The organism is Clostridium sulfidigenes, from assembly GCF_000732635.1.
GTDB lineage: Bacteria > Bacillota > Clostridia > Clostridiales > Clostridiaceae > Clostridium_J > Clostridium_J sulfidigenes.
In genome coordinates, this window is record NZ_JPMD01000005.1 from 17,806 (window position 1) to 41,094 (window position 23,289).

The 23,289-nt window shown below is 31.1% G+C and carries 18 protein-coding genes and 1 pseudogene; 3 read left to right on the plus strand and 16 right to left on the minus strand.

Going from position 1 to position 23,289, the window contains the following annotated elements:
• Positions 1–279 precede the first annotated feature (279 nt).
• From IO99_RS03405 to rsgA, 13 genes are all read right to left on the minus strand, one after another.
• Positions 280–1,125: a GNAT family N-acetyltransferase gene (locus IO99_RS03405; protein ID WP_035130311.1), complete on the minus strand. Its 846-nt coding sequence runs from the start codon at positions 1,123–1,125 to the stop codon at positions 280–282.
• Between the two features lie 196 nt (positions 1,126–1,321).
• Positions 1,322–2,179: an AraC family transcriptional regulator gene (locus IO99_RS03410; protein ID WP_035130314.1), complete on the minus strand. Its 858-nt coding sequence runs from the start codon at positions 2,177–2,179 to the stop codon at positions 1,322–1,324.
• A 320-nt stretch (positions 2,180–2,499) separates the two neighbouring features.
• Positions 2,500–3,261, minus strand: coding sequence for a hypothetical protein (locus IO99_RS03415; RefSeq protein ID WP_035130317.1), 762 nt, complete (start codon positions 3,259–3,261; stop codon positions 2,500–2,502).
• Positions 3,262–3,572: 311 nt separating this feature from the next.
• On the minus strand, positions 3,573–4,994 hold the full coding sequence (locus IO99_RS03420; RefSeq protein WP_035130320.1) for a hypothetical protein: 1,422 nt from the start codon (positions 4,992–4,994) through the stop codon (positions 3,573–3,575).
• A 259-nt stretch (positions 4,995–5,253) separates the two neighbouring features.
• Entirely contained in the window at positions 5,254–5,721 is a 468-nt protein-coding gene (locus IO99_RS03425; RefSeq protein WP_051823894.1) for a hypothetical protein, read from the minus strand.
• A gap of 538 nt (positions 5,722–6,259) precedes the next feature.
• Positions 6,260–7,144 (minus strand): aminoglycoside phosphotransferase family protein, encoded by an 885-nt coding sequence (locus IO99_RS03430; RefSeq protein WP_035130323.1) that lies wholly within the window; start codon positions 7,142–7,144, stop codon positions 6,260–6,262.
• A gap of 120 nt (positions 7,145–7,264) precedes the next feature.
• Positions 7,265–8,389 (minus strand): radical SAM protein, encoded by a 1,125-nt coding sequence (locus IO99_RS03435; RefSeq protein WP_035130326.1) that lies wholly within the window; start codon positions 8,387–8,389, stop codon positions 7,265–7,267.
• Positions 8,390–8,630: 241 nt separating this feature from the next.
• Positions 8,631–10,415, minus strand: a complete 1,785-nt coding sequence (locus IO99_RS03440; RefSeq protein ID WP_198028551.1) for an ABC transporter ATP-binding protein — start codon at positions 10,413–10,415, stop codon at positions 8,631–8,633.
• Entirely contained in the window at positions 10,405–12,210 is a 1,806-nt protein-coding gene (locus tag IO99_RS03445; protein ID WP_035130329.1) for an ABC transporter ATP-binding protein, read from the minus strand. Before IO99_RS03445 ends, IO99_RS03440 begins: the two co-directional genes overlap by 11 nt.
• A gap of 231 nt (positions 12,211–12,441) precedes the next feature.
• Complete coding sequence (locus IO99_RS03450; protein WP_035130332.1) at positions 12,442–13,284, minus strand: nitroreductase family protein; 843 nt, start codon at positions 13,282–13,284, stop codon at positions 12,442–12,444.
• Between the two features lie 114 nt (positions 13,285–13,398).
• Complete coding sequence (locus IO99_RS03455) at positions 13,399–13,866, minus strand: flavodoxin domain-containing protein (protein ID WP_035130335.1); 468 nt, start codon at positions 13,864–13,866, stop codon at positions 13,399–13,401.
• Between the two features lie 200 nt (positions 13,867–14,066).
• On the minus strand, positions 14,067–15,170 hold the full coding sequence (locus IO99_RS03460; protein ID WP_198028552.1) for a GNAT family N-acetyltransferase: 1,104 nt from the start codon (positions 15,168–15,170) through the stop codon (positions 14,067–14,069).
• A gap of 1 nt (position 15,171) precedes the next feature.
• A complete protein-coding gene (rsgA, locus tag IO99_RS03465; protein WP_035130340.1) occupies positions 15,172–16,245 on the minus strand; it encodes a ribosome small subunit-dependent GTPase A in 1,074 nt (357 codons plus the stop codon).
• Positions 16,246–16,984: 739 nt separating this feature from the next.
• Between rsgA and IO99_RS03470 the strand changes: the two genes are divergently transcribed.
• The 3 genes and pseudogenes from IO99_RS03470 (at position 16,985) to IO99_RS03480 (ending at position 20,429) form a co-directional block, all read left to right on the plus strand.
• A complete protein-coding gene (locus IO99_RS03470; protein ID WP_035130343.1) occupies positions 16,985–17,527 on the plus strand; it encodes a nitroreductase family protein in 543 nt (180 codons plus the stop codon).
• 236 nt (positions 17,528–17,763) lie between these two features.
• A pseudogene (locus IO99_RS03475) lies at positions 17,764–18,255 on the plus strand (cupin domain-containing protein); the annotation flags it as partial.
• Positions 18,256–18,551: 296 nt separating this feature from the next.
• The gene (locus IO99_RS03480) at positions 18,552–20,429 is read left to right on the plus strand and encodes a S8 family peptidase (protein ID WP_051823896.1); all 1,878 of its coding nucleotides are present in this window, start codon (positions 18,552–18,554) and stop codon (positions 20,427–20,429) included.
• A gap of 152 nt (positions 20,430–20,581) precedes the next feature.
• Here IO99_RS03480 and IO99_RS03485 read toward each other — a convergent pair whose 3' ends face one another.
• The 3 genes from IO99_RS03485 to IO99_RS18630 form a co-directional block, all read right to left on the minus strand.
• A complete protein-coding gene (locus tag IO99_RS03485; RefSeq protein WP_035130346.1) occupies positions 20,582–21,313 on the minus strand; it encodes a Fic family protein in 732 nt (243 codons plus the stop codon).
• Positions 21,314–21,565: 252 nt separating this feature from the next.
• Positions 21,566–22,096: an NUDIX hydrolase gene (locus IO99_RS03490; RefSeq protein WP_035130349.1), complete on the minus strand. Its 531-nt coding sequence runs from the start codon at positions 22,094–22,096 to the stop codon at positions 21,566–21,568.
• Between the two features lie 214 nt (positions 22,097–22,310).
• Positions 22,311–23,285, minus strand: a complete 975-nt coding sequence (locus tag IO99_RS18630; protein ID WP_051823897.1) for a DNA/RNA non-specific endonuclease — start codon at positions 23,283–23,285, stop codon at positions 22,311–22,313.
• Positions 23,286–23,289: the final 4 nt, after the last annotated feature.

The window sequence follows — 23,289 nt, forward strand, 5'->3', positions numbered from 1 at the left end:
CGTGCCAAATTATACTTTTTGATTACATAGTACTAATTTGACCGAATGGCACTCCACCTTTCAAAATTACACTGTTACATATGAAAATTATACACCTAATTGAAATATTTGTAAACATTATATGTTAGTTTTGGAAATCATACTCATGATATACTATCCATCCATATATTCAGCTTTTAAAATAGAATATAACACCAAATCTACAATCCCTCTATCCTTCCAAAAATATCCCTATCTTATTATCCCTTCATCTATAAAATTGTTTCTTAATCATTTAAATCATATCTTCAAAAGCATTTCATACTGACTAACACTATATTCAAACCCTAATTGGAGTAAAAAGTTTTTAGTAGATTCAGATTGTTCATCTACGTTAAGAACGCTGATTTTATGTGATTCTGTATTTTTTATCATATCTGTAATTATACTTCTTGCAATTCCTTTACCCCTATAATCCTTATTAACTGCTATTTGTGGAATATCTCCTGTTTTTTTATCAATAATGCCATAGCCAACAATGTTGTTATCAAAACGCACAATAGAATATTGAAATGCTTCTGGTATAGCACTTATAGAATCAATAGAATTCTGCCAAGATGGCTCAAAATCCCAAAATCCTGTTAATTGTCTTAAGTTAATTTTGTCAACATGTTCAACCATATAGGTTGTTATTGGATTATATTTATTTTTATCTAGATGAAAACATTGGAACTCTCTTTGAATCTCGAAGCCTTGTTTTTTATATAGTTCAACCGCAGATGTATTAGATTTAATTACTTCAAGCAAATATTGCTCTACTTGCTTTTCTTTAAGCTCTTTTTTGATATTTAAAAGCATATTGCTTGTGATACCTTGTCTTCTATATTCAACTGTAACGCCTGTCCCAAGATCATATACTGTTGATTTTCCATTCCAATTTCTAAATCCATTTAAAACGAATCCTACTAACATTTCACTTTTAAATGCACCTATGGACATTTCGGAGACATAACCCCTTCTTTGAAGCATTTGCTTAAACTTCCAGATAGGTAAATCCATCTTAACCTGATAATCAGAAAATGCATCTAAAAACGTTTTATGAAGTGTTTCAATACTTGTTTTACCTAATATTTTATAACTAAACATTTCTTATCTTCTCCTTTATATTATATCATCTTTTAATTTGGCCATAAGTTTGTCAATATTCTTGAAAAAATATTTCTTTAAAGATATGCTTAATATTTATATTATATGTGTTCTTTTAGTATATCACATGAATATTTGCTAATTACATAAAAAAACCAATACTTAATAACACTAAGCATTGGTTTTTACCTTTTAATTATTTTTTCTTAACAGGAATCCAAATTTCACTGTAATAATTTTCATCCTGATTACCCTTTGGATAATCAGCTATATTTGTATACATTTCAATGTTATAACCAGCTGCAATTTCATAATCCTTACAGTTAGGTAGCCATTCTGAGAAGATTTTTTGGTTTACATCTTGCAATGATTTTGGCATTGCACCCTTGCAGGCAAAAACAGCCCAAGTGTGTTTAGGAATAATCTTTGTAATAAAACCATCTGGAGTTACTGTGGATGGAATATAATTATCGGCAATCAAATATTCAAATTCATCTGAACCCATACTCTCATCAATGCATACCCCGTACATTCCACACACAACTTTACCCTTTCCTGTTTGATAATGCTCTGTCCAAAACTGTGGAATTTCTCTAGTTGCACTATCATATTTAAATACCTTTGATACTCCCATAACCGTAAATGAATCTTTTTCAACAATTTTGTAATCCATAATATAACCGCCTTCCAATGAAAATTTGATTTTTAAGGTCCCAAAAGATTTAATCATTGCTCCGTCTTTTCGAACTGCAGTAGGTGTGACACCATGGAAACGAGTGAAGGCTTTTGTGAAACTATCTGGTGAGTTATAGCCATATTTCACTGCAATATCAATAATTTTCTCATCAGTAGATACAAGCTCACTGCCGGCAAGAGTAAGCCTACGTTGTCTAATATACTCTCCAACCGTAAAACCACAAAGCATTGCAAATCCTTTTTGGAAATAAAAAGGTGACACCAAAGCCTGTGTTGCAATTTCCTCTATTGTAAGTTCTTCGGTAATATTTTCCTCAATGTAACTAATAGCTTCACCAATACATTCAATCCATCCCATATTCATCACTCCTGTCTACATTTATATCATATTGCTTTTCAAGCAGTTATTCCCGACTTTTTTTGTTATGTTTTGTCTGGAAGATTATACATATATATCATTGAGTATACCTTTCCTTTAAGTAGTTCCTAAATTATCTACATAAACCTTCTAACTCTAATCTTAAGTTATAAAAATATAAAAACTTAAATCAAGGGTTTTGTAAACAATCTGTATTTTTACTTAAAATTTGTATTCTTTGAGTTGCTTAACTACCGACTCACAGTTGTTTATAAATTTTGTAGTCTCCCCATCAGAATAAAAATAATTAATATAATTAGTTAAAGTGTAGCACATAGTTGCCCTGTCCAGTCTATACTTGCATCATAAAAATTAGGTATAGACTTTAAAACATCTTCTATAATGTCAAGGATACCAAGTTTTTGAATTTGCAAGTACCACTGATTTTTCAAAGTACTTATCTGAAAAGCAGCATTGAACATTGATACACATTGATTATATACTTCAGTATCATTGTTTTGATTACAAGCCACTCTATAATCCTTATAATCATAATTAAATTTTGGGGCTATACTTTTCAAGGCATTTAGATTTAAAATAATATCGTTTAATGTGCTAATAGTCAGTTGTGAATTAGTAGAAAATTGAGGATAATATTTATACAGTAATGAAGTGTCATTGCAAATATTTTTTTGAATATCCTTGCAAAACCAAACTTCAATATCAAAGATACTGTCAATATTAATTATAGCATCTTGAACATTTTTATCTCTATCCATTGATGTCATTGCTATAAATTTGAATATTCTAAACTTTGATTGTTCTGCAGCTTTAACATCTTTTTCTATTTGCTTAAAAAGGTTATCAGCTGAATTTGATAAAAAGTAATTTTTACATTGTTCTACAATATACTTACCTTTTTCAATTTCAGCATAAATATTTATTCCCTTTTGCTTTTGACCACTTCTGCCATAAAGTGTAAATGTAGTAGTATATATATTTGTAAGAATATCTGTACATACACTCTCAAATTCTTCTGCTGATCTACTTTTAGGAATTTGCATAAGTGAAGATGTTGGCATATAAAATACTTACTTTCTAAATTATTATTTATTAAGTCATTTACGCTCTTCACGTATAAAACATTTCTATAAGCGAATCTTTCCTATATTGTGCTTACTCAAATATTACTTTCTTAATTTTAAGATCATTTATTTTATATAGCTATATGAAATATGAGATTGCACTATAAATTGCTTACTCTTTATAACGTAATCTCATATTGCTTACTCATCTATTTTAGTCTAAGTATATTCATCTGGTTGACATGTCCACTTATACTATATAGCGGAATTTACCACACTGTGAAGTATTTTATACTAATTCGCAGAAGTTATTCTGTTTTACTAATCATCACATTATAATGCTTTAAATCTTTAATTGATTTTCTAATATCCATTAAGTTAACCCCGATATTTTTTAGGCGCATCGCATATAATAAATTTTCTAATGTGGCAAAATCTGATATGTTAATAGGTTCAATTTGCAAATCAATATTCCCATGTGCAGAATCATTCCTCAGCTTATTCATCCGGTCACTTATTTCTTCAATCATCTCATTTTTATAGCCTTCATAATTATAGTGTAAAAACGGCAACAGTATTTCTTCACAGTCTGATAATGCCTTACTCATTCTATCTGCATATTTATTTTCCGTTTTTCCAAATGAAGTCATAAATGATTTTACATATTTTTTCTTTTTCCCAGTAGTAGCCTGTTTCATCGTTTCTAAATAATGTAATATTTCATTTTTTATCTCATTATACTCATCTGATCGAACAATATCATCACTGTATAAATTTCTAAACTCTCTTTCAAAGGCAACAAAATTTAAAATTATTCTATCTATGCCAAATGAATGAGTAGCTTTAATAGATGAACATAAATTTTCAAAATATATTTTATCATCTGCTATTGCAGAAAATAGTAAACATGCTTTTTCTTTTATATACTCATATTTAATCACTTTTTTCGTGCGTTTTAAGTCCAACTCTTCTTCATCATGCTCCGAAACCATCCTAATGACTCCATCATTACTACGCATAGAATCTTTCATATTATATACCTGAATATCATCAAATTGAATGTTGGTTCGTCCACAAATATAAAAGAAAAATTTTCTGCACTGTTCAAAAATATTAACCGTAAACTCTATGTCTCGTGATTCGGAAAATATAAATTTTATTATACTCTGTGCTGATAATGGAATATCAGAATTAGAATGAAGTGTTGGAACAGCACTGATAATTAATGTAACTTCTACTCCTTGATATTTATAACTTCCTAGTACAATTTCTTTTTCTCGTTCTATTTTAACATTTGTTGAAGATATTTTTTCATCCTCAAAAAGTATTTCTGTTTCAAATACATTAGCTGGATTGTAAAAATAGTTTATTTCCCTTCCAGTAACACTAAAACCATCAATGTTCTTTTCATTTATTTCATCCTGCCTATACTCGTAGAAATATAAAACAGAAAAACTCAAAAACCCATTATTATTTGAAGAATCATTAGAAATGTAAAAAATTACATTATTTCCATTGTGTGCTTTTGCACTAATGTTGGAATATCCTATCCACTCATTTGAATGGATTGCTTTTCTCAAATCTGTCATACTAATAAGCAAATTTCTTTTTTCTATAGACCAGGCTTCTAATGAAGGTGGCATTAATTGCAAAATTCCATTTTCATATATAAATGGATAATATATTGATTTATATTCTGCAAATCCCATTATTGGTTCTTCAATTTTCAAATGATCATCCCCCATATACATCATATCTTTAAAAAGTATCTTTCCCCGTTTATTTCTGACTTCAAAAAAAAAATTATACCACACAATGACAAAAAAGCCGACCAGTATTTTCTAGCCGGCACATTTCTCTTACGAATTTCCTACCCTATCACTATTACCTTACCATCAAAGTACACCATTAAAAGTAAGCCTTTTTACTATTAAATAACTATGGACGTTAATTATGAAAAATATGTCCTAATAAAATATGTTTTTAATATCAATAGAAGTCATGCAATAAAGTATTCATTTCAGCCATCCTATCTCTCATTAGTTCCAAATCCTTTAAGTATTTAGGTTGTCTCATTCCTAAAACTTTCAAAAACATTAGTTTTTCAAATGATATTATTAAGAACTCATCTTTTTCAATTGCTTCCTCTGAAAGAAACTTATAATCAAACAAGCAAATGCTTTTCCACATTTCAAATTCATACTTACATACTCCGAAGTCATCGTATATTTCCTTTACATTATTAGGATACTTATATGATAGTAATTCATAATCTTCTTGTGTTATGACAAAATCAATATCTTTACCTGATTCTCTTATCTGATAATATTCCTTAGCTTTTCCACCTATCAATAAAGGCTTTGATGAAAACTGAAAGTTTAGTTTATTAAGATTAATATCTAAATCCTCTACATCTAAACAATTTTCTAATAACACTCTTGTAAAATCATTTTTCATAATTGTTTTATACCCCCTGTATTTTACTTAATTCATTATAAGAACGAGTATATAGATTAAGGATTTTAATTTCAAATGATAAAAGTACGTTGAACTACCGCATGAATATATTAACTTCAATATCGGTTAAATTTCACACTTTTCCCAAATATCTATTGACTACGTGAAGTTTTTAAGATAATATAAATTGCCTCTTTAAAATATGAATTTAGCAAGTAACAACATCTTACAATTAGTACTTATTACCTAAAATAAATTATGCAACTTAACTATAAAACAAGAGCTTGCCCCTAACAATCTCTACAAGCTCCGAAGGTTGTATTATTTTCCATCGAAAATACTTACTACTTTTGTATATTTATATACCACCATAAAAAAATCCCCTCAGACTGTAGTCCAAGAGGAGAAAAAACACATCCAATTATTCACTTTTAAATCACGAAACCCATTGATATCAGTTTTTTAATATAACTCATTCTCACATACTTCTAACCAGTAAGTTCAAAAGCCTAAATCAAAGATTTAGATTCTCACTTTTCTAAGCTTGTATTATATGATTCCAAAGAATTTCTTTATGATCCATTCCAAATTTTAAAATATCCCAAAGAGAGTCTACTGCATATGGTCCCCAAGTTTTCATATATGATATATGCATATAGATAGCTCCTTGCCATATCAAGTCGTACTCTTCTCTTAATATATCTTCATCTCCGTAATAACCTTTCAGAAAAGCTTCAGCTAAGTCAAAGCGATATTTCATTTCCTCAGTTGTGTGATTATAATCTACAAACTGCATAATAAACGGCCATCCCATATCTAGATATCTGCAACCAATACCAGCATCATCCAAATCAATAAGCACAACTTCTCCTGTAGTTTTCATCATAGCATTATGTGGACCTATATCAGTATGAATAAAGCACTGATTATAGTTACTGAATTTGGGTATTTCATCCAAAATGTTATCAAACTCTTTCTTGAAAGGCTTCTCTTTAAACCATTCATAAAACCTATTTTTATCTTCATTTAAACCAGAAGGATATTTATAGTTATCATATGAATGTAATGTCTTCACCAGCTTACCAAGGGCATATTCATCTTCTGGAGTTTCTTCTAAACCTCGCCACTGGATAAACTCCATTAAATAGAAGAAATATCCTTCTTTATGAACATATCTCTCTCCATCTTGTGTATATATAAGTTCTGGTGCTATATGCTTCTTATTTCCTAGATATTCATGGGCAAAAACATTTCCTTTTATTACTTCTTCTGATTTTGCATCAGGAATTCCTTTCAATAACATAGGTTTATCATTTGCTATAATCAAATATATTTGTCTAGACGAATCCTCATGGAAACGACTATCAATAGTTGCATTTTCTAATCCCCAGTGTTTTAATACATTTTTTATTAATAGTTCCATTAGTTTTTACCTCTCTATAGATGTAGAAGAAATTGTAGTTTTTATATTTATCGCTCCTAGGAATACTGATATGATAATTGTCACTTCAGATGAAGATATAAAGAAACTCCATTTATCTAATTAAAAAAACAGCTCTCCTACTTTATAGCCCTCAGGCAGTTCTTCTTCACATAAAAATTTGAAGTTATCATCCTTCAGTATTGGTAAAAATACTTCGTATGGTATCCTTGAAAACTCACAGCCATAGCTGCTAGCTCCGAACCACTTACCTTCTTTGCTACTCAAGTTTAAATTTCTCGCAAATTTTGTATGATTTGAGCAATCATGAACTGCTAAATCCCAGTTTTCCTCCTCAGCTATTTTCATGAATTTAAGAGTTAATTCTCTGCTCCAAGTTGGAGAAATATAGCCATGTCTGGAAATATACATATTTTCGCCTTCATAATTGTGTATGTTATTCTCATTTAAATGTAGCTCTGCACAATTTATAAAATCCAGATTTGTGTCTAAAATTGCTTCTTTTTTCTCAAAAAATCCTTCAAAAAACTCAGGAGTCATTGGAGTTTCAATACCTACATTTTTAATATATTTTTTAGCAAGTCCAATATTTTTTATAACTTTATCTGCACAATTAGTTGCCCCTAGGTTGAATCTTATCTCGTCAAGGCCAGCTTCTGCTAATGCCTTCAAAGTTTCTTCCGTAGCTAAAGTACCATTGGTGTATAAATGTTGATGAACACCTGCCTCACTAAACTTCTTTATAACAGGATAGTACTTTTCAATTTCCATAAAAGGCTCTAAATAAACATAGCATACCCCAGTAGGCTTCTTATGGATTGAAAGAAGTAAATCTATATCCTTCTCATAAAACTTTGTACCTCCAATTTCCCACATACCTTCACCTATAGGAGGCTGATCCTCTAATTCTCCATAGTTATAGCAGAACTTACACTCTATGTTACATTTGTTGGTTTTTCTAATTGCACTTAAGCCAGTTCCCATAAGACAAGAACGGCATCCCATTGCAAACTTTCTTTCATTTCCCACAAAATAAGTTCTATTCCCTAGAGTTTTTAAGTCTTTAATTTCCGACATTAAGGCATTATTTCTATGATCAATTGACTCCTCTATTTGTGCAAAGGTAGCGTATATGATTTCCTGCTGTTTTGTCATAAGCTCCTCATCCTCTGGCAGCATGGCAAAAAACTCAAACCACATCAACGCATCTTCTTTTGAAATTTTCATTATGTATCCTCCTCTAATTTATCTTCTTAAAGATTCAATCTAAATTCTTCTTGTTATGCTTTTTCACGTATTCTTCTTCAAAAGTCATACTCATTCGCTTTATTATATCACTTTCATTGTTTCCTTACTATGTCTTTGGAAACATATAACTTTTTGCACTTAAAAAGAACCCTGATTTCTCAAGGTTCTAAATGTGTTTCCTTTTAAACAAACTCTTTTGAATATCTTTATTTTCATCATATTAGTTTTCTACATACCACTTACTTTGAGAACTATACAGTTCTTGATACTTTCCTTTTACACTAATTAATTCTTTGTGAGTTCCTATTTGAACAACTTTACCTTGATCCATTACAACTACCCTATCTGCCATTTTAGTTAGAGATAAGCGATGGGTAACAATAAAAGATGTTTTTCCTTTTGATAACTCAATAAATTTCATATATAATTTAGATTCTTCTACTGGATCAATGGCAGCTGTAGGCTCATCAAGAAGAATCATATTATGTTTTTTATAAAATCCTCTTGCAATGGCTACTCTTTGCCAAAGTCCTCCTGAAAGATCCACCCCATCAAAATCTCGTGAAAGCATTGTATTCATACCCTGTGGAAATACCTTGGAATTCACATTTAAATCAGCTTCTTTTAATGAGTTCTGAGCACATTGGTTTATCAAAGTTGTTGATGTATCACTTATAATGATATTATCCTGCAGTGTCATCTTGTAGCGTTGGAAGTCCTGAAAGACACTAGAAATATTACTCATCAAGGTTTTAGGATCTAATCCTCTAGTATCTTCACCGTTAAAATATACACTACCTTTATTAGGTAAATAAATCCCAGAAATCAGCTTTACTAATGTACTTTTCCCAGCACCATTTTCTCCTACAATAGCTATGACTTCCTCACTATGAAATTTTATAGATACCTTTGAAATAACATCTTTCTTACTCTCTGGATAACTAAAGGAAACATCCTTAAGCTCAATGGCTGGAGCTTTTTCATAGTTAGTTTGCTTTCCTACTGATTCTTTTATATTCATAAATTTAAGATAGTTATCCACAGTCCCAATCTGCTTCATTGAGTTTCCTATTATATAGCAAATCATCTGTTCTAACATATTCATAATCATTGCTGTTGAAGCTAAAACAGCACCAAAGTTTCCTACTGAAATGGAACCGTCAAGAAGATACCTACCAAGCAATAGCAGGGTAATTACATGTCCCAATACCACGGGAATTTTAAATAACAACTCAATCCTTATTGATTTAACTTGAGTCTTCATTGTAACATTATTTAGAGTTTGTAATCTGTTCTTATATCTTTTAATAAAGAAATTGTATGCTCCAAGTAATCTTGTTTCCTTAAATTTTTCTTTGCCAATGATGCATTCCCCATAATGCTCACATTCTCTACGCAAGGGTGCAGCCTTATCTTCCAGTGAAGCATATAATTTACTTTTAAACATTTGAGAGAACATAATAGGAATGGAAAATAAAAAAATGATTATAATTAAGTTTGGTTTTAAGCTATAAAGGTATACACCGATAATTAAAAAATAAGGGATATAGATTAGTGTAGCATCCACAATTCCTGTTATAAGTGATACACTATTTTTTACACCTTTCTGTGCCTTATTAATACCATCTAAAAAAGAAGTTTCCTCAAAACTAGCTGTTTGCTGCATGGCACATTTATCATTGAACATCTTTTCAAGTTTTCCTATCACCTTACGTTCATAGTCTAAACAAAAAACTGTACTTAACCCATTTAATACTGGGTTTGCCAAAATACAAAGGATAAGTAATATAAGAGAACTCAATACTCCACTTAATACTGTTTTTCCAGCAACATATTGACCAACAAGGCTAAAAAAGTTGTCAAGGGCCAAGGTATTAAGAGCAAGTGTTAAACCCAATAGTAAGTCAATGATACAAATAAATAGAAAATACATTGGACAGGCACCAATTACCTTTTGAAATGCTTGAACAATTATACTGCAGTCAGATTTTCTATTAGTTTTCATTCTCATACCACCTCCTCTGACTATGGAACATTTCAGCATAAGAACCATTGATTTTCATTAGTTCATCAAAATTACCTTGTTCACTTACAGTTCCCTCTTCAATTACATATATAACATCTGCAAGTTTCGTTGAAGCTAAGCGATGGCTAATGAGAAGTGTGGTCTTCCCATGATTAATTTTTTCAAAGTTCTCATAAAGTTGACTCTCTTTCACTGGATCTAGTGCTGCCGTTGGTTCATCTAAAATTCTTAAGGAAGCATTACTTACTAGTGTTCTTGCAATGGCAACTCGCTGCCATTGTCCACCTGATAAATCAATACTTTCTTTAACAATTCTACCAATAGAGCTCTCTATACCTCTAGGTAATTCTTGTACTAACTCCTTTAATCCACTTTCTTCAATTGCTTCTTCAAGGCGTTGAGTGCTATAACTGTTTACATCTCCTAATGCTATATTATCCTTCAATGAAATCTCATATTTAGCAAAGTCCTGATATACTATAGCAAACATGGATTTTAATTCTTGTTGGCTGTACGTCTTAATTGAAATGCCATTGATAAGAATATCTCCTTCAAACTCCTCATACAATCCCGTTAGTAGTTTAGTGATTGTTGTCTTTCCGGAACCATTAGCACCAACAAGAGCATAGTGCATACCTCTTTCAATGATAAGGTTAAGGTTTTTCAATACATCCCGTTGAGTTCCTGGATATCTAAATGTTACATTCCTAAATTCTATTCGATACAATGTAGTTGGATTCTCTGATGGAACACACAAGTACTCATTCTTATACTTTAATGACAATAGCTTCGTAAAATCTTCCAAATACTCTTTTGATTCAGCTATAGCTTCAGTATACTCTGGTAATTGCCAAGCCAAATCTGGAATTAATGACAGAATACTATTAACAATTGAAATAAAGAGTCCTATAGACAATAAATCTGTTTTTAATGGAAATACAAGAATTAAAATAATAACTGCTATCAGTAAGGAGGTTAAAGTTCCACCAATTTCAGACTCCTTTAACCATTTTAAACTGGCTTTAAACTTAATATTTCTTGCAATTTCGTATTGCTTATGCCACCAATCATTAACCTTCTTTGAGAAGTTAAAAAGAGTTCTTTCTTTAGCAGCATTTCTTCCAGTTAGAATTTCTGATAGGTACCCCGCTTTTCTTATATGTTTTTCACACTCTCTATTTGCTTCATAATTTTCTTTACCACCCCTTATAGCAATACGAAATGTTGGTATTGCTATTAATGCAATTGCTAATGCAGCCCAGGCAACGTTAAAGAGAAGAACGCTCATAATCCCTATGATTTTTAGTATTAAACTAAATGCTCCCAATGCTTGTCCATAAGACTTAACACATTGGGTCTCAGGTTGTCTAGAAACTCTAGATATTAAATCTAAGCTTGAGTCATCCTCAAGATATTCATATTTTAGTGATGCAATCCTACCTATTAAAGAAACAGAAAAATTCTCCATTAAACTATTTTCAAGCTTCCTATTAAGATACTCCATCAATAAAGGTGAAAAACTCAAATACACTGTACATAAAATAATTGCCAATACTGACATTTTGATATGAGTTCCACCCAAGCCTTCTGTGAAAAATAATATTGAAGAATTGATGAAATGTGAAGTGGCTAAAAGTGAAAGTGTTGGAACTATACCACTAAAAAAACTAACAACCGCAATTGAAATAGTATAAAAGGGGCAGTAATGAACTGGAATTCCAATGATATCAAGGATCCCAAGTTTCTTTTTCGAGAACAAATTATATTTTGACATTTAATCCCCCCTAGTATTATATATTTAGACCAAAATTTATCAACTATTACTATATTATATAATATAAGTTAGTATCTTACAATGAAGTTCAATGTTCATTTTGGGATTGTTATTTATAGGTTTCTTAGCACTACTTACTAAGTTTGCATTTTGGTATACCCTATAAAAAACTCCCCTCAGACCTTAGTCCAAGGGGAGTTTAAGCATAAATAAATTACATAATATCTTATCCTATTCTCTAATCCAAGAAAACACATATTCCATATGGTCTGGCAATTCTAATTCTGGTTCACATTCTGTATCAAAATAGCCTTTGAGCCCCTTTTCTTTAACTGAAAAATCAAAGTGAGCTGCAGCAATTCCCATATCCACCCTTTGAATATCATATGGAAAACTGTCACTATATCCCGGCTGTTTATACTCATAAAAGTGGCATGCATTATCCTTTATTAGAATTCTCCAAGGCTGCTTATTTGATGCTGATGGGCCTAAGCGAACCATTTCCAAAGGAACCTCTAAATCTCCTGCTTTTTCTTTTGTAAGAGTTGTCTGAAAATCATTTATATAAAACAATTGATTCCATTCTTTACGCTGATCTGCTTTTATCATTTTTCTCATTACAATTTCTTTCATATGCTTCTTTGTAGCAGCATAACCATAGGGAGTTATGATTGGAAATATTTCATCTTCTTCTATCTTCATAGCCTTTGCAAATCCTTTACGATTAAAGGTTCCCCCTAACCAACAGGTCCCAAGTTCAAGATGAGCTAAATAAAGAATAACTGCTTCTAGTTCATATCCTAGCGCTTCTAATGCCATTGGTTCTAATTTAATAGTTGTTCCAATATATTGCATTGCCCCCTTAATAACACCATAAGTTCCAAGCTTTTCTTCATTCATCATTTCCCTATTGTCAAGATAGTGAAAGTTAACTTTATTCCCAAAAGGATTATCCAAGGAATTAACAAAGGATTCAATTGCCTTTCTTTTATCTAGTTCAACCTCTTGTTCTTTATAATTTCTTACGCTGTATCGTTTTTTTACTGATTCTTCTATTGAAAAATTAATATTCATTGATGTTTCTCCCTTCTATAATAAATATCTTCTGATTTTACTCAACTATAATATAAATAAATATTTTTTTGTTCTTAAGTAAGAAGATTAATACCCTGAGTTAATAACCTAAGTTTAAAGTGAATCCAGTACCCTTATAATAAATCCTTCTGCTTCTTTAAAATCTCTTTGATTGGGATGCCCTTGTGATAATCTGCCCATAATATTAAAAAGCTTTTTGTTGGTAAAATCCTTTGCTATAAAGCTACCCTTACAGGCAAAGCTACCCTTGTTTATTGCTCCTTTTGACTCTAAAATTTTAATTAACCTACTATTATAGAACTTCATCCCAACTCCACTGGTTGAAAATACAAAAACATTTTTACCTGCTAAATTCAACTTATCAACCAACTTAAAAAGCTTTGGTGAGAAACTCTCCTTGTATACTCCAGAACCAAATCCAATCAGATCATAACTTTCTATGTCTAAATCACTAACATCTCTTATATTAATTAACTCCGAATCCATTTTGTCAGCCAATATCTGTGCAATTACTTCAGTGTTTTTTTTATAATCAGAACAATATATTATCAGCGATTTCATAAATCATACCCCCACTTAATTTCCTTTTAATAAAATTATACCTGAAATATTTATAAAATATGTTAATATTCTTAACAAAGCTCACATTAAACTATGAGAGTGAAGGGACATACAACAAACTTTATTGCTCAATTAACTTCTTAATTTTCCACATCATTCTAAATCATATAAAGAGCAAATGCAATACTCAAAATAGCCTCCTACATTTTTAATTCAGCTTCAATCCTTGTGCTATCCTCTAAATCATAGAGATATTCACATAGTGGACTTGCTTTTAATGGCTCAATACCTTTCCATCCATTTTCCAAGGCAATTTGATAATATCTTTTAGCTTCTTCCCTCTTATTGATTTTAAAGTAAGCACATGCTGCGTTATAAAATTGCCATACAAACCCATGGTTATTTTCAAAGGCTCTAGTATAAAATTCAGCTGAAAGCTTGTAATTTACATTTTTCTTGAGATAATAATTACCATTTATTAAATAATTATCGTACAAATCATACCACCCAAAATACACTTTAATATTCTTTTTTTGCTCAAATCCAACTTTTTCAGCTAATTTATAGGATGGAATATTATTATCCCAACAGTGCCAACCTACATTTTTTATATTGTTATTTTTACAATGATTTAAAGCAGCAATAACCACTTGTGTGCAATATCCTTTTTTTCTATAATCCTCTTCTGTTTCTACTCCTAGTTCACATCTATCTTCAACTACACAGTCAGCTATACATCTGCTTACAACACCACCATCAATTATATATACATACCCAAATCCCTTTTCTAAAAAATTATCAATGGAAGACCAGTTTTCAATTATACTTTCTCTTACATCATCAATTTCTTTCAAATTACTATCTAGCAACATTTCTCTATCTATTTTTTTTACCTTTTCCGATACTTCCACATTATTAAATTTATCTATTTCTAGTTCTAGATATCTTCTATCATCTTCCATTGGATATAATGAATTAAATATATCTTTAAATGATTTTTCCCACTCCTTTGAAGAATAAAAAACTATATAATCTACCTTACTTTTTTCTAATGCTTTTTTAAAAACATCATCTTTTAATATATTATTTAACTCACAATTAAAGTCATCATCTTTTGCATTTCCTGCGAAATACATACCTTCGGGACTTATTATTAATGCTGTTGTTGGATTGTCCACATTGTTAACAAAAATCCTTCCTGGATTGATTTTATTTATAACACTGAAAATTGATAAATTATATTCTAAATCTATAAATAAATCCGTAACCTTATTAAAATCAGCTCTATTAAGTTCTACTACCATACTACATACATCCCCTCTTACTTTTCCTACTTTTAAATATTTCATATTGCCTTTTTTCTTTACTTAACCTTTTTATCTCACCTAACTGCTTCATATAACTTTCAAATCTTTCTTGACCTATGATACCATCTTCTATAGCTTGTTTTATTGCACAGCCTGGCTCTTTATCATGGTTGCAATCCTTAAACTTGCAATTTTCTGCTAAACTAGCTACATCCTTAAAACTTTCTTCAACTCCATTTTCATCACCCCAAAGCTGAAGCTCTCTAAGCCCCGGAGTATCAATTATCATTGCACCAGAATCATGATAAAATAGTTCCTTACTAGTTGTTGTATGTCTACCTTTTCCATTAGCTGAACTAACAGAGCCTGTTTTCTGCATTTCTTCTCCAAGCAAATAATTAATAATAGTTGATTTTCCTACTCCTGAAGAACCAAAGAATACTACTGTTTTACCATATGATAGGTACTCCTTAAAAACCTCCATGCCTATATTACTTATAGCACTAATGCAGAAAATAGGTATTCCTATTGCAATATCATTTACTTTTGTTTTATATTCATCAATGTTATTACATGCATCTGCTTTATTTAGAATGATTACTGGATTTACTCCACTGTTATATGCTAATGTAATATATCTTTCTATTCTTGTGATATTAAAGTTTCCATCAAGCCCACTTACAATGAAAGCTGTATCTATATTTGAAGCTACAACCTGCTCCTCAATGTGCCCTCCTACTATTATTCCATTTCTAATCTTTCTTCCACCAGATATAGGCTGTTTTCTTGCAAAACAATTCTTTCTAGGCAAAACACCTTGAATTATTCCTTGTGTGCTACCTTCTATTAACTGAACAGCTACCCAATCACCAATTGCTGGCAAGTCTTTACTGTATGCTACATTATATCTAAATTTACCTGCAAGCTTTGCAGCTATTACACCTTTTTCATAATGTAGTAAATAGTTATTTTTCTGCTGTGAAACTATTCTTCCAGCAATAAGACCTTTATTAAAATACACTCTAAATTCTTCTTCAAAATAATTATTCCAACCTAATTTTTCTAAATTCATAAAACCTTCCTTTCATCACAATAACTTATATCACTAAGCCTAATTCGTAAATTATTGCAATATCACGGCTTTATTGAACCTTCATTTATTTTAATTCCATAATATAAAACATTATTATAAGGGTTAGAACAAATTAGTTTAATCCGTCTTCTAAAAAAGGATACAAAAATCCCGCAAAGAGAATAGACCTCCTGCGGGATAATAAATTTATAGGCATAAAAAAACACGATAACCTGCATCGTGTTAACAACCAAAATTATTTAGGCCGAACGGTTATACTCATAACATTAGCAAAAGGCAACACAAATAAATGGCATCTTCATCCATTTTTAAAAACCTTTTGCTCTATATTTAATTAGTTCAAAACCACCTCAAATACTGCTGTCATAATAACACTCCCTTCGACTTCATATTAAATTAAGCTATAGTAAAATATTAATTCATTATTTTTCCAATGTCAATACAATTTTTATATAAAGGTAATATTTAGTAAATATTTTAAACTAACAGTAAGCTGTGATTTATGCCCATGACAAGGTGCTAATTGGGTATAAAGTTACTTTAACTTAATTTTTTCATTAATAAAAACGACATAAAAACTTATTCCATAGCCGGAAAGTATAAAAAGCACATATTCACACATACTAAAATACATAAGGACGGCTCTTTTCATAAATTTGAGCTTTAAATTATCATTTTATAAATTTAAGAATTATTGTGATAAGGAAGGTGGATAATAATGGACTTTTATAAGGTAATTGAAAACAGAACAAGTAATAAGACCTACAAGTCAACTCCTATACCCACAGAAAAATTAGATAAAATTATCAATGCTGCTTTAATGGCACCTTCATGGAAAAATAAAACTTGTTATCGATTTATTTTTATCAATGAACAAAATTTAAGAGAGCAAATCTCCAATACAATTATAAACAAAACTGACAAAACATCAAATGCACTTAAACAAGCGCCAATCATTGCTGTTATAGTGGCAGACCCATCGGAAAGTGGTGATGTTGATAATAAATCATATTTTATGTTGGATTGCGGTATTGCTATGGAACATCTGGTATTGGCAGCAACAAATGAAGGTTATGGAACTTGCTGGATAGGTTCTTTTGAGGAAGAATCAGTGCGTAAGATTTTAAATATTCCTGAAAAGTTCAAAGTAGTTGCAATGACTCCAATTGGTGAAACCAATGAAGATGATGAACATTATCCACCAAAGGATATCTCACAACATATTTATTACAACAGTTGGGATAATACAAACAAGCAATAACACATTCTTCTCTTTCATACAAATAATTTGTGCAACATCTATTACAAGTTCTGCATCAATAGGGTTGCACAAATTTTAATGTTCAAATCTATCTACTTTAAACAGGTTCAGATCTTCATCAATAAATTCTACATATGACCTCATTATATAGTATTCCTGTGAATCAAGCACATTTTCCAAACTTAAAGAATACTATAATGTTATAGTTCTATGAAAGGAAGAGAAATATGTATCCTAATGAATATATCCCTTATACTGATGAGATTGATTATGAATCAAGATTTAATTATTTAAGATCTGAATATGCTAATAGTTTTATTGAATTGAAGGATTATGGACCAGAACCCTTTGTAGTAAATATTGATGAGGCTACTAAGCAAAATGATACTTTTCGTACTGCTTTATGGACTGGAACTCATTTGCAACTTACCTTGATGAGTATCCCTGTTGGAGGAGAAATAGGTTTAGAGAGTCACCCTAACCTTGATCAATTCATACGTATTGAAGACGGTGAAGGACTTGTTAAAATGGGCGACAGAAGAGATAACTTAGATTTTCAAAAAGAGGTCTATGATGATTTTGCCTTCATCATACCAGCTGGTAAATGGCATAATCTAATCAATACAGGTAATACACCAATTAAATTGTACTCTATTTATGCTCCTCCTCAGCATCCTCGTGATACAGTTCATATAACTAAAGCTGATTCAGACGCTGCTGAAGAGTAAAGCAACGATTCCCATATGGCCTATTGTGGTGAGATAGTTAATGCTTATATTATTGAAGGTTAAATCTAATATTAGAGCATCTGCAATTTATTTAAAGTGATATTCATAATAAAAGAGTCGGGTAATCGACTCTTTTATTATGCCTATTTCAATGAGAGAAGGTGAATAATTGGCGAACTGAATTAAAGATTACCTGTTTGACGTGATTAACTCTATATCTATTTAATTTGTAACTACTTTAAGTCTCATTGAATAATATAAATAGATAGATATTTGGGGGAGTTGTAATTTTATAAATGAATACTCTAAGTACATCCAGAGAAATTGATCTGTGTAGAGAGGCCTACATTAGCGAAGAATATGTAACTGTATTCATTAAATATACAGGAGATTTTAATAGCCTGATTAAAGAAATAGACTATGTATGTGCTGTTAAAGTATCTGAGGGTGCCTACATTGCTTCTGTGAGAACTGCTAATTATACTGACTTTATAAATAGATTTAACAATATATTTAACATAGATATTAGTTTTCCTTACACCTTGTCAGCTATAGAACCAGTAGAAGCTGCTAATATAACCCAATTTCACGGAGAAACCTTTTTAAATCTTACAGGGAAAGGTACAGTAGCTGCAATTATAGATACAGGTATAGATTATTTAAATCCTCAATTTCAAAACCCTGATGGAACTACAAGAATTATAGGTATATGGGATCAAACTATTGAAAGTAATAACAATGATGATCCTGTAGCATTTTTTGGCACTGTTTATAGCCGGGATGAAATTAATAGAGCTATTCAAGTATCAAATCAAGGTGGGAATCCTTATGATATAGTTCCTTCAAGAGATGAGTTAGGACATGGTACAAATATAGCTGGTTTAGTTGGTGCAAGAGGATTAAATAATGTTATAGGCAGTGCTCCTGAATGTGAATTTTTAATTGTAAAACTTAAGGAATTTAAAACTAGTAATCTTAAATTAGCGGGAATCAATGATAGAAGAAGCACACCGATTTTTGAAGGTATTGATATTTATATTGCAATGAGGTTTGTAATAAATTACAATCCATCACCTTCGACAAAACCTATGAGTATTCTGATCTCTGCAGGAACAAATTGGGGTGGACATGAAGGTATTACCTCCATAGAAGAAGATATTAACTTCTTTTCAACAAGAAAGGGACTTATCTTCGTAACTAATACTGGTAATCAAGGAGCTAGCTTAACACATGGTTATGGTAGATTTCTAAAAAGTAATACAATTCAAAATTTAGAAATTATTGTAGGTTCTAATGAAAATAATTTAGTTCTCATGCTCTGGGTTCAAAGACCTGATGTAATATCTATTGAAATAATTTCTCCTAGTGGTGAGATTGCAAAGCCTATACAATCTGGCCTTGTATCTAGTAAGTTTGAGCAAGTTAATTTAATTCTTGAAAATAGTATAATTAACATCGCTTTTTTAAGCCCTGAATTTGCTAGTGGAAATGAATCTATATATATAACTATTAAAAATCCCAAAGCTGGACTTTGGCAATTAAGACTTAAAGGAGATTATATAGTTAATGGAGTATATAATCTGTGGCTGCCTCAAAGGCCACTTATACAATTAACTACCAGAGTAATAAATCCTAACCCATACATCACACTTCAAGCACCAGCTAATGCCCAAAAGTCTATAACTACCTCTTTTTACAATCAAAATAATAATACTATAGCTGTAGAATCCGGTCGTGGATTTACTGCTGATAATAGAGTGAAACCTAACTTAACTACAGGTGGAGTTATGGCTTTAACTACAGGACTGAATAATGAAAATACCTTACTTTCTGGTGGCTCTGTAGCTGGTGCCGTACTATGTGGTGCCACACTTCTTCTGCTAGAATGGGGAATAATCCTTGGAAATGACCCTAACATATATGGCCCTACAGCTATTTCTTATTTCACAAGGGGTACTAGTAAAAGGTCTGGTGATATATATCCTAATCCACAATGGGGCTATGGCATATTAAATCTTCAAGGCTCTTTCGAAAACCTTAGATCATCTCCATTAATTAGACCTTATGATGCACTCAATACTCAAAACGAGAATAACCTGCCATCTGATTTTTATATAAGAATGCCTAAAGAATTATATGTAAGAATAGATGATTCTATAGACATTATAGAGTAAGCTGTGAAACCACTGGATCTTAAAAAGCTAAAAAGACCGCTAACTAAGAATATTAAATTACTCAGTTAGCGGTCAAACCTTAATATCTATTCAATTACAACTTCTATCTCAGTCCACTCAATCAAACTTACATTAGATCCTCTTTTAAACACTTACTCTCTTATTAATTTAATGTACGTATCGAGCTGGTTTTCTTCTAAATCTGCAATTAAATCTACAAACAAATCTAAGTTTCCATTTACTGCATATTCCTCAAGAGCATTATAGTAATTAAGACGATCTTCCTTTGCAATTGAAATAGGTAAAAATCCATGTATCATTAGCTGATAATTCATTATTAGACGTGATGTTCTTCCATTACCATCAATAAAAGGGTGAATTCTTACAAATTCTGCATGTGTCCATGCTGCTAGCTCAATTGGATTCATATCTTGTTTATATTGAAGATCTGTAAAGAAATTCTTAATTTGAAAATACATATCATTTCCTGCTGGAGGAACATGACCTGCTCCACTAATTCTGACCTCTTGATTTCGATAAATTCCACCTTGAATTATACCAGCAGTTAATATTTCATGAATATCTTTCACAATAGTTTCATCTAATAGCTTTATCTCCTCAATACACTTTTTCACATAGCCATATGCCTTTTTATGATTAACAACTTCATAAATTTCTCTAAGCTCCTTGCCACCAATTGAGATTCCATCTTCTAATAACACCTTTGTTTCCATAAGGGTTAAAGTATTGCCCTCAATTGCAGTAGAGTTATGTGTAAAAGTTAGCTCAAAATCCTTATCATAAGAAGTTAATGTTACTTCATCGATCTTATTTTTTCCCGCCTCATATCTATTCTTTTTATCTAGGATTCTTTCATAATTCATATAGCACCTCCTGATATTCTGGTATATTGCTATTATTCTCTACTATTTATCATATATAGTTTATCATTTAATTATAATTATTTCCACGTATTAACCAAGACATAATAAATTTAATTAATACCATTATTCAGGTTCTTTAATATGTATTACTAAATAACAATTAGGACATATATGAATAAAGTCATTAATAGCATTTACTGTAATTTGATATTTAACCCCATCCTTTAATGTTGCTAATACTTATAATATACCCTAAAAAATAGATTTATAAATTTCAAAAAGTTCGTCTATGTAGGGATATGCTTCTTGAGGTGGAATAAAATGTCCATCATCAATCATTTGCTTGATTTTTTCTTTACTTGCCCACATAGCATCACAAGTCTCCTCTGGCTGAAGGACAACCGCTTCAATATCAAAGTCCTGTTGAAACATCCAAACATCTATAAATACACTTCCGTCATCATTTTTGTGTGGTTCACTGTAATGCTTAAAGAGTTGTCCATTCTTCGGTTCAAGGATTATTCCAATTTCTTCTCTTGTTTCCTTTAGTGCAGTTTCAAGGCTATTGTCACCGGTAACGGCAGCTCCTCCTGTTGTTTGCCATAATCCACTCCACCAGCCTCCATTGTTTGTTCGGCGTGAAATAAGAAACTCATTTTTGCTATTTTTTATCCAAACTTGAATAACAAGATGGTATTCACCCTTACACATAGGAGTACCACGCTGACATACCCTTCCTGTATTATTACCACTTTCATCTAATATATCCCAAAGTTCTGGCATTCTAACACCTCCAATGAAAAATATAAATCATCTTACTTACAAATTCCTATTTACTATAGTTATTGTACCAAATAAATAGATTTACTTCCATAAAAAGAACCATAGCTACCCCGTAGAACATACGGACTAGTTATGGTTTGTTTGTTATTTGGTTATTATTTAAATTTTCAAACTCTGCTTACATAAATTGATAACATAAGTTGATAACATAAAACTAATGACATCTATCACATGGGTCATTCTTTCCACTTTCTTGTATTGTTCCCTCTAAAATAGTTTTACTTCTAGATAAAGTAGAACAACCCTTTGTAGTATGATAGCTATTTCCATTAGGTGTCCAATATACTTTCCCTGGACTGCTTGTACTACCTGAATTATTGATAGTAGTATTTGTATTATTACTAGAATTTGAGTTGTTAGTTGAAGTATTCGTTTCTAAACTTGCATTATATTCATCAGGATTCACATTATCAAATTCATCATTAATTACATTGCCATTAATTGTATAAGTGTAGCTATAGTGACTTGGTATCTGCGTAATTGTATCTGGATAAGTTATTATTGCAACAAACTCTGTACAACCTCCAGCATCTCGAATAACCTTTTCCATATAAGCTTGGTCACCATGCCTATTAAGGATACTATTCTGAGGAGTTATATTGTATGCATTAGAAACTCCACCAAGTGAATCTGCTATAACATGTCCCTCATCCAAGGTCCTACTTTCAACTCCTGGCACTTTCGCTTCATCTTGATAATATCTTCCACTTGAATTAACAGGCTCTGTTGAATCATCTTGCAAGATTATCTCCTTTGCTACTACCTTAACAAGCTGACCGTATTCATTGGTAAAAGCATAATATTCTCTATCTCCAAACCCTATGTCAACTACAACATTAGGTTCTCTGTGTCCAGATAGATTTCCACCATCCACTACTATCAGCTTATATCCTGAAAATATATCTTCCGTGATAACAGCTGAAGTTTCTTTCTTTGAATTACTTGCGGTTTCCTTATCTGCTTCAGTTGATTCATCTATTGAAGTCTCTTCAATTTTCTTCTCTTCTTTAGCTTCAATTTTATTACTTGCAATATTTTGTTGATTTTTTGTATCTTTTGGCATCATGGTCATGCCAAAAATTAAAACAGCAAATAGTATTCCAATTAAGCTTGACAAAAATTTCTTCATTTCT

What these genes read in the sequence shown, in the direction of transcription:
- IO99_RS03405 (WP_035130311.1), bottom strand. Translation starts at nt 1,125, where the DNA reads ATGTTTAGTTATAAAATATTAGGTAAAACAAGTATTGAAACACTTCAT.
- IO99_RS03410 (WP_035130314.1), bottom strand. Translation starts at nt 2,179, where the DNA reads ATGGGATGGATTGAATGTATTGGTGAAGCTATTAGTTACATTGAGGAA.
- IO99_RS03415 (WP_035130317.1), bottom strand. Translation starts at nt 3,261, where the DNA reads ATGCCAACATCTTCACTTATGCAAATTCCTAAAAGTAGATCAGCAGAA.
- IO99_RS03425 (WP_051823894.1), bottom strand. Translation starts at nt 5,721, where the DNA reads ATGAAAAATGATTTTACAAGAGTGTTATTAGAAAATTGTTTAGATGTA.
- IO99_RS03430 (WP_035130323.1), bottom strand. Translation starts at nt 7,144, where the DNA reads ATGGAACTATTAATAAAAAATGTATTAAAACACTGGGGATTAGAAAAT.
- IO99_RS03435 (WP_035130326.1), bottom strand. Translation starts at nt 8,389, where the DNA reads ATGAAAATTTCAAAAGAAGATGCGTTGATGTGGTTTGAGTTTTTTGCC.
- IO99_RS03440 (WP_198028551.1), bottom strand. Translation starts at nt 10,415, where the DNA reads ATGAAAACTAATAGAAAATCTGACTGCAGTATAATTGTTCAAGCATTT.
- IO99_RS03445 (WP_035130329.1), bottom strand. Translation starts at nt 12,210, where the DNA reads ATGTCAAAATATAATTTGTTCTCGAAAAAGAAACTTGGGATCCTTGAT.
- IO99_RS03450 (WP_035130332.1), bottom strand. Translation starts at nt 13,284, where the DNA reads ATGAATATTAATTTTTCAATAGAAGAATCAGTAAAAAAACGATACAGC.
- IO99_RS03455 (WP_035130335.1), bottom strand. Translation starts at nt 13,866, where the DNA reads ATGAAATCGCTGATAATATATTGTTCTGATTATAAAAAAAACACTGAA.
- IO99_RS03460 (WP_198028552.1), bottom strand. Translation starts at nt 15,170, where the DNA reads ATGGTAGTAGAACTTAATAGAGCTGATTTTAATAAGGTTACGGATTTA.
- rsgA (WP_035130340.1), bottom strand. Translation starts at nt 16,245, where the DNA reads ATGAATTTAGAAAAATTAGGTTGGAATAATTATTTTGAAGAAGAATTT.
- IO99_RS03470 (WP_035130343.1), top strand. Translation starts at nt 16,985, where the DNA reads ATGGACTTTTATAAGGTAATTGAAAACAGAACAAGTAATAAGACCTAC.
- IO99_RS03480 (WP_051823896.1), top strand. Translation starts at nt 18,552, where the DNA reads ATGAATACTCTAAGTACATCCAGAGAAATTGATCTGTGTAGAGAGGCC.
- IO99_RS03485 (WP_035130346.1), bottom strand. Translation starts at nt 21,313, where the DNA reads ATGAATTATGAAAGAATCCTAGATAAAAAGAATAGATATGAGGCGGGA.
- IO99_RS03490 (WP_035130349.1), bottom strand. Translation starts at nt 22,096, where the DNA reads ATGCCAGAACTTTGGGATATATTAGATGAAAGTGGTAATAATACAGGA.
- IO99_RS18630 (WP_051823897.1), bottom strand. Translation starts at nt 23,285, where the DNA reads ATGAAGAAATTTTTGTCAAGCTTAATTGGAATACTATTTGCTGTTTTA.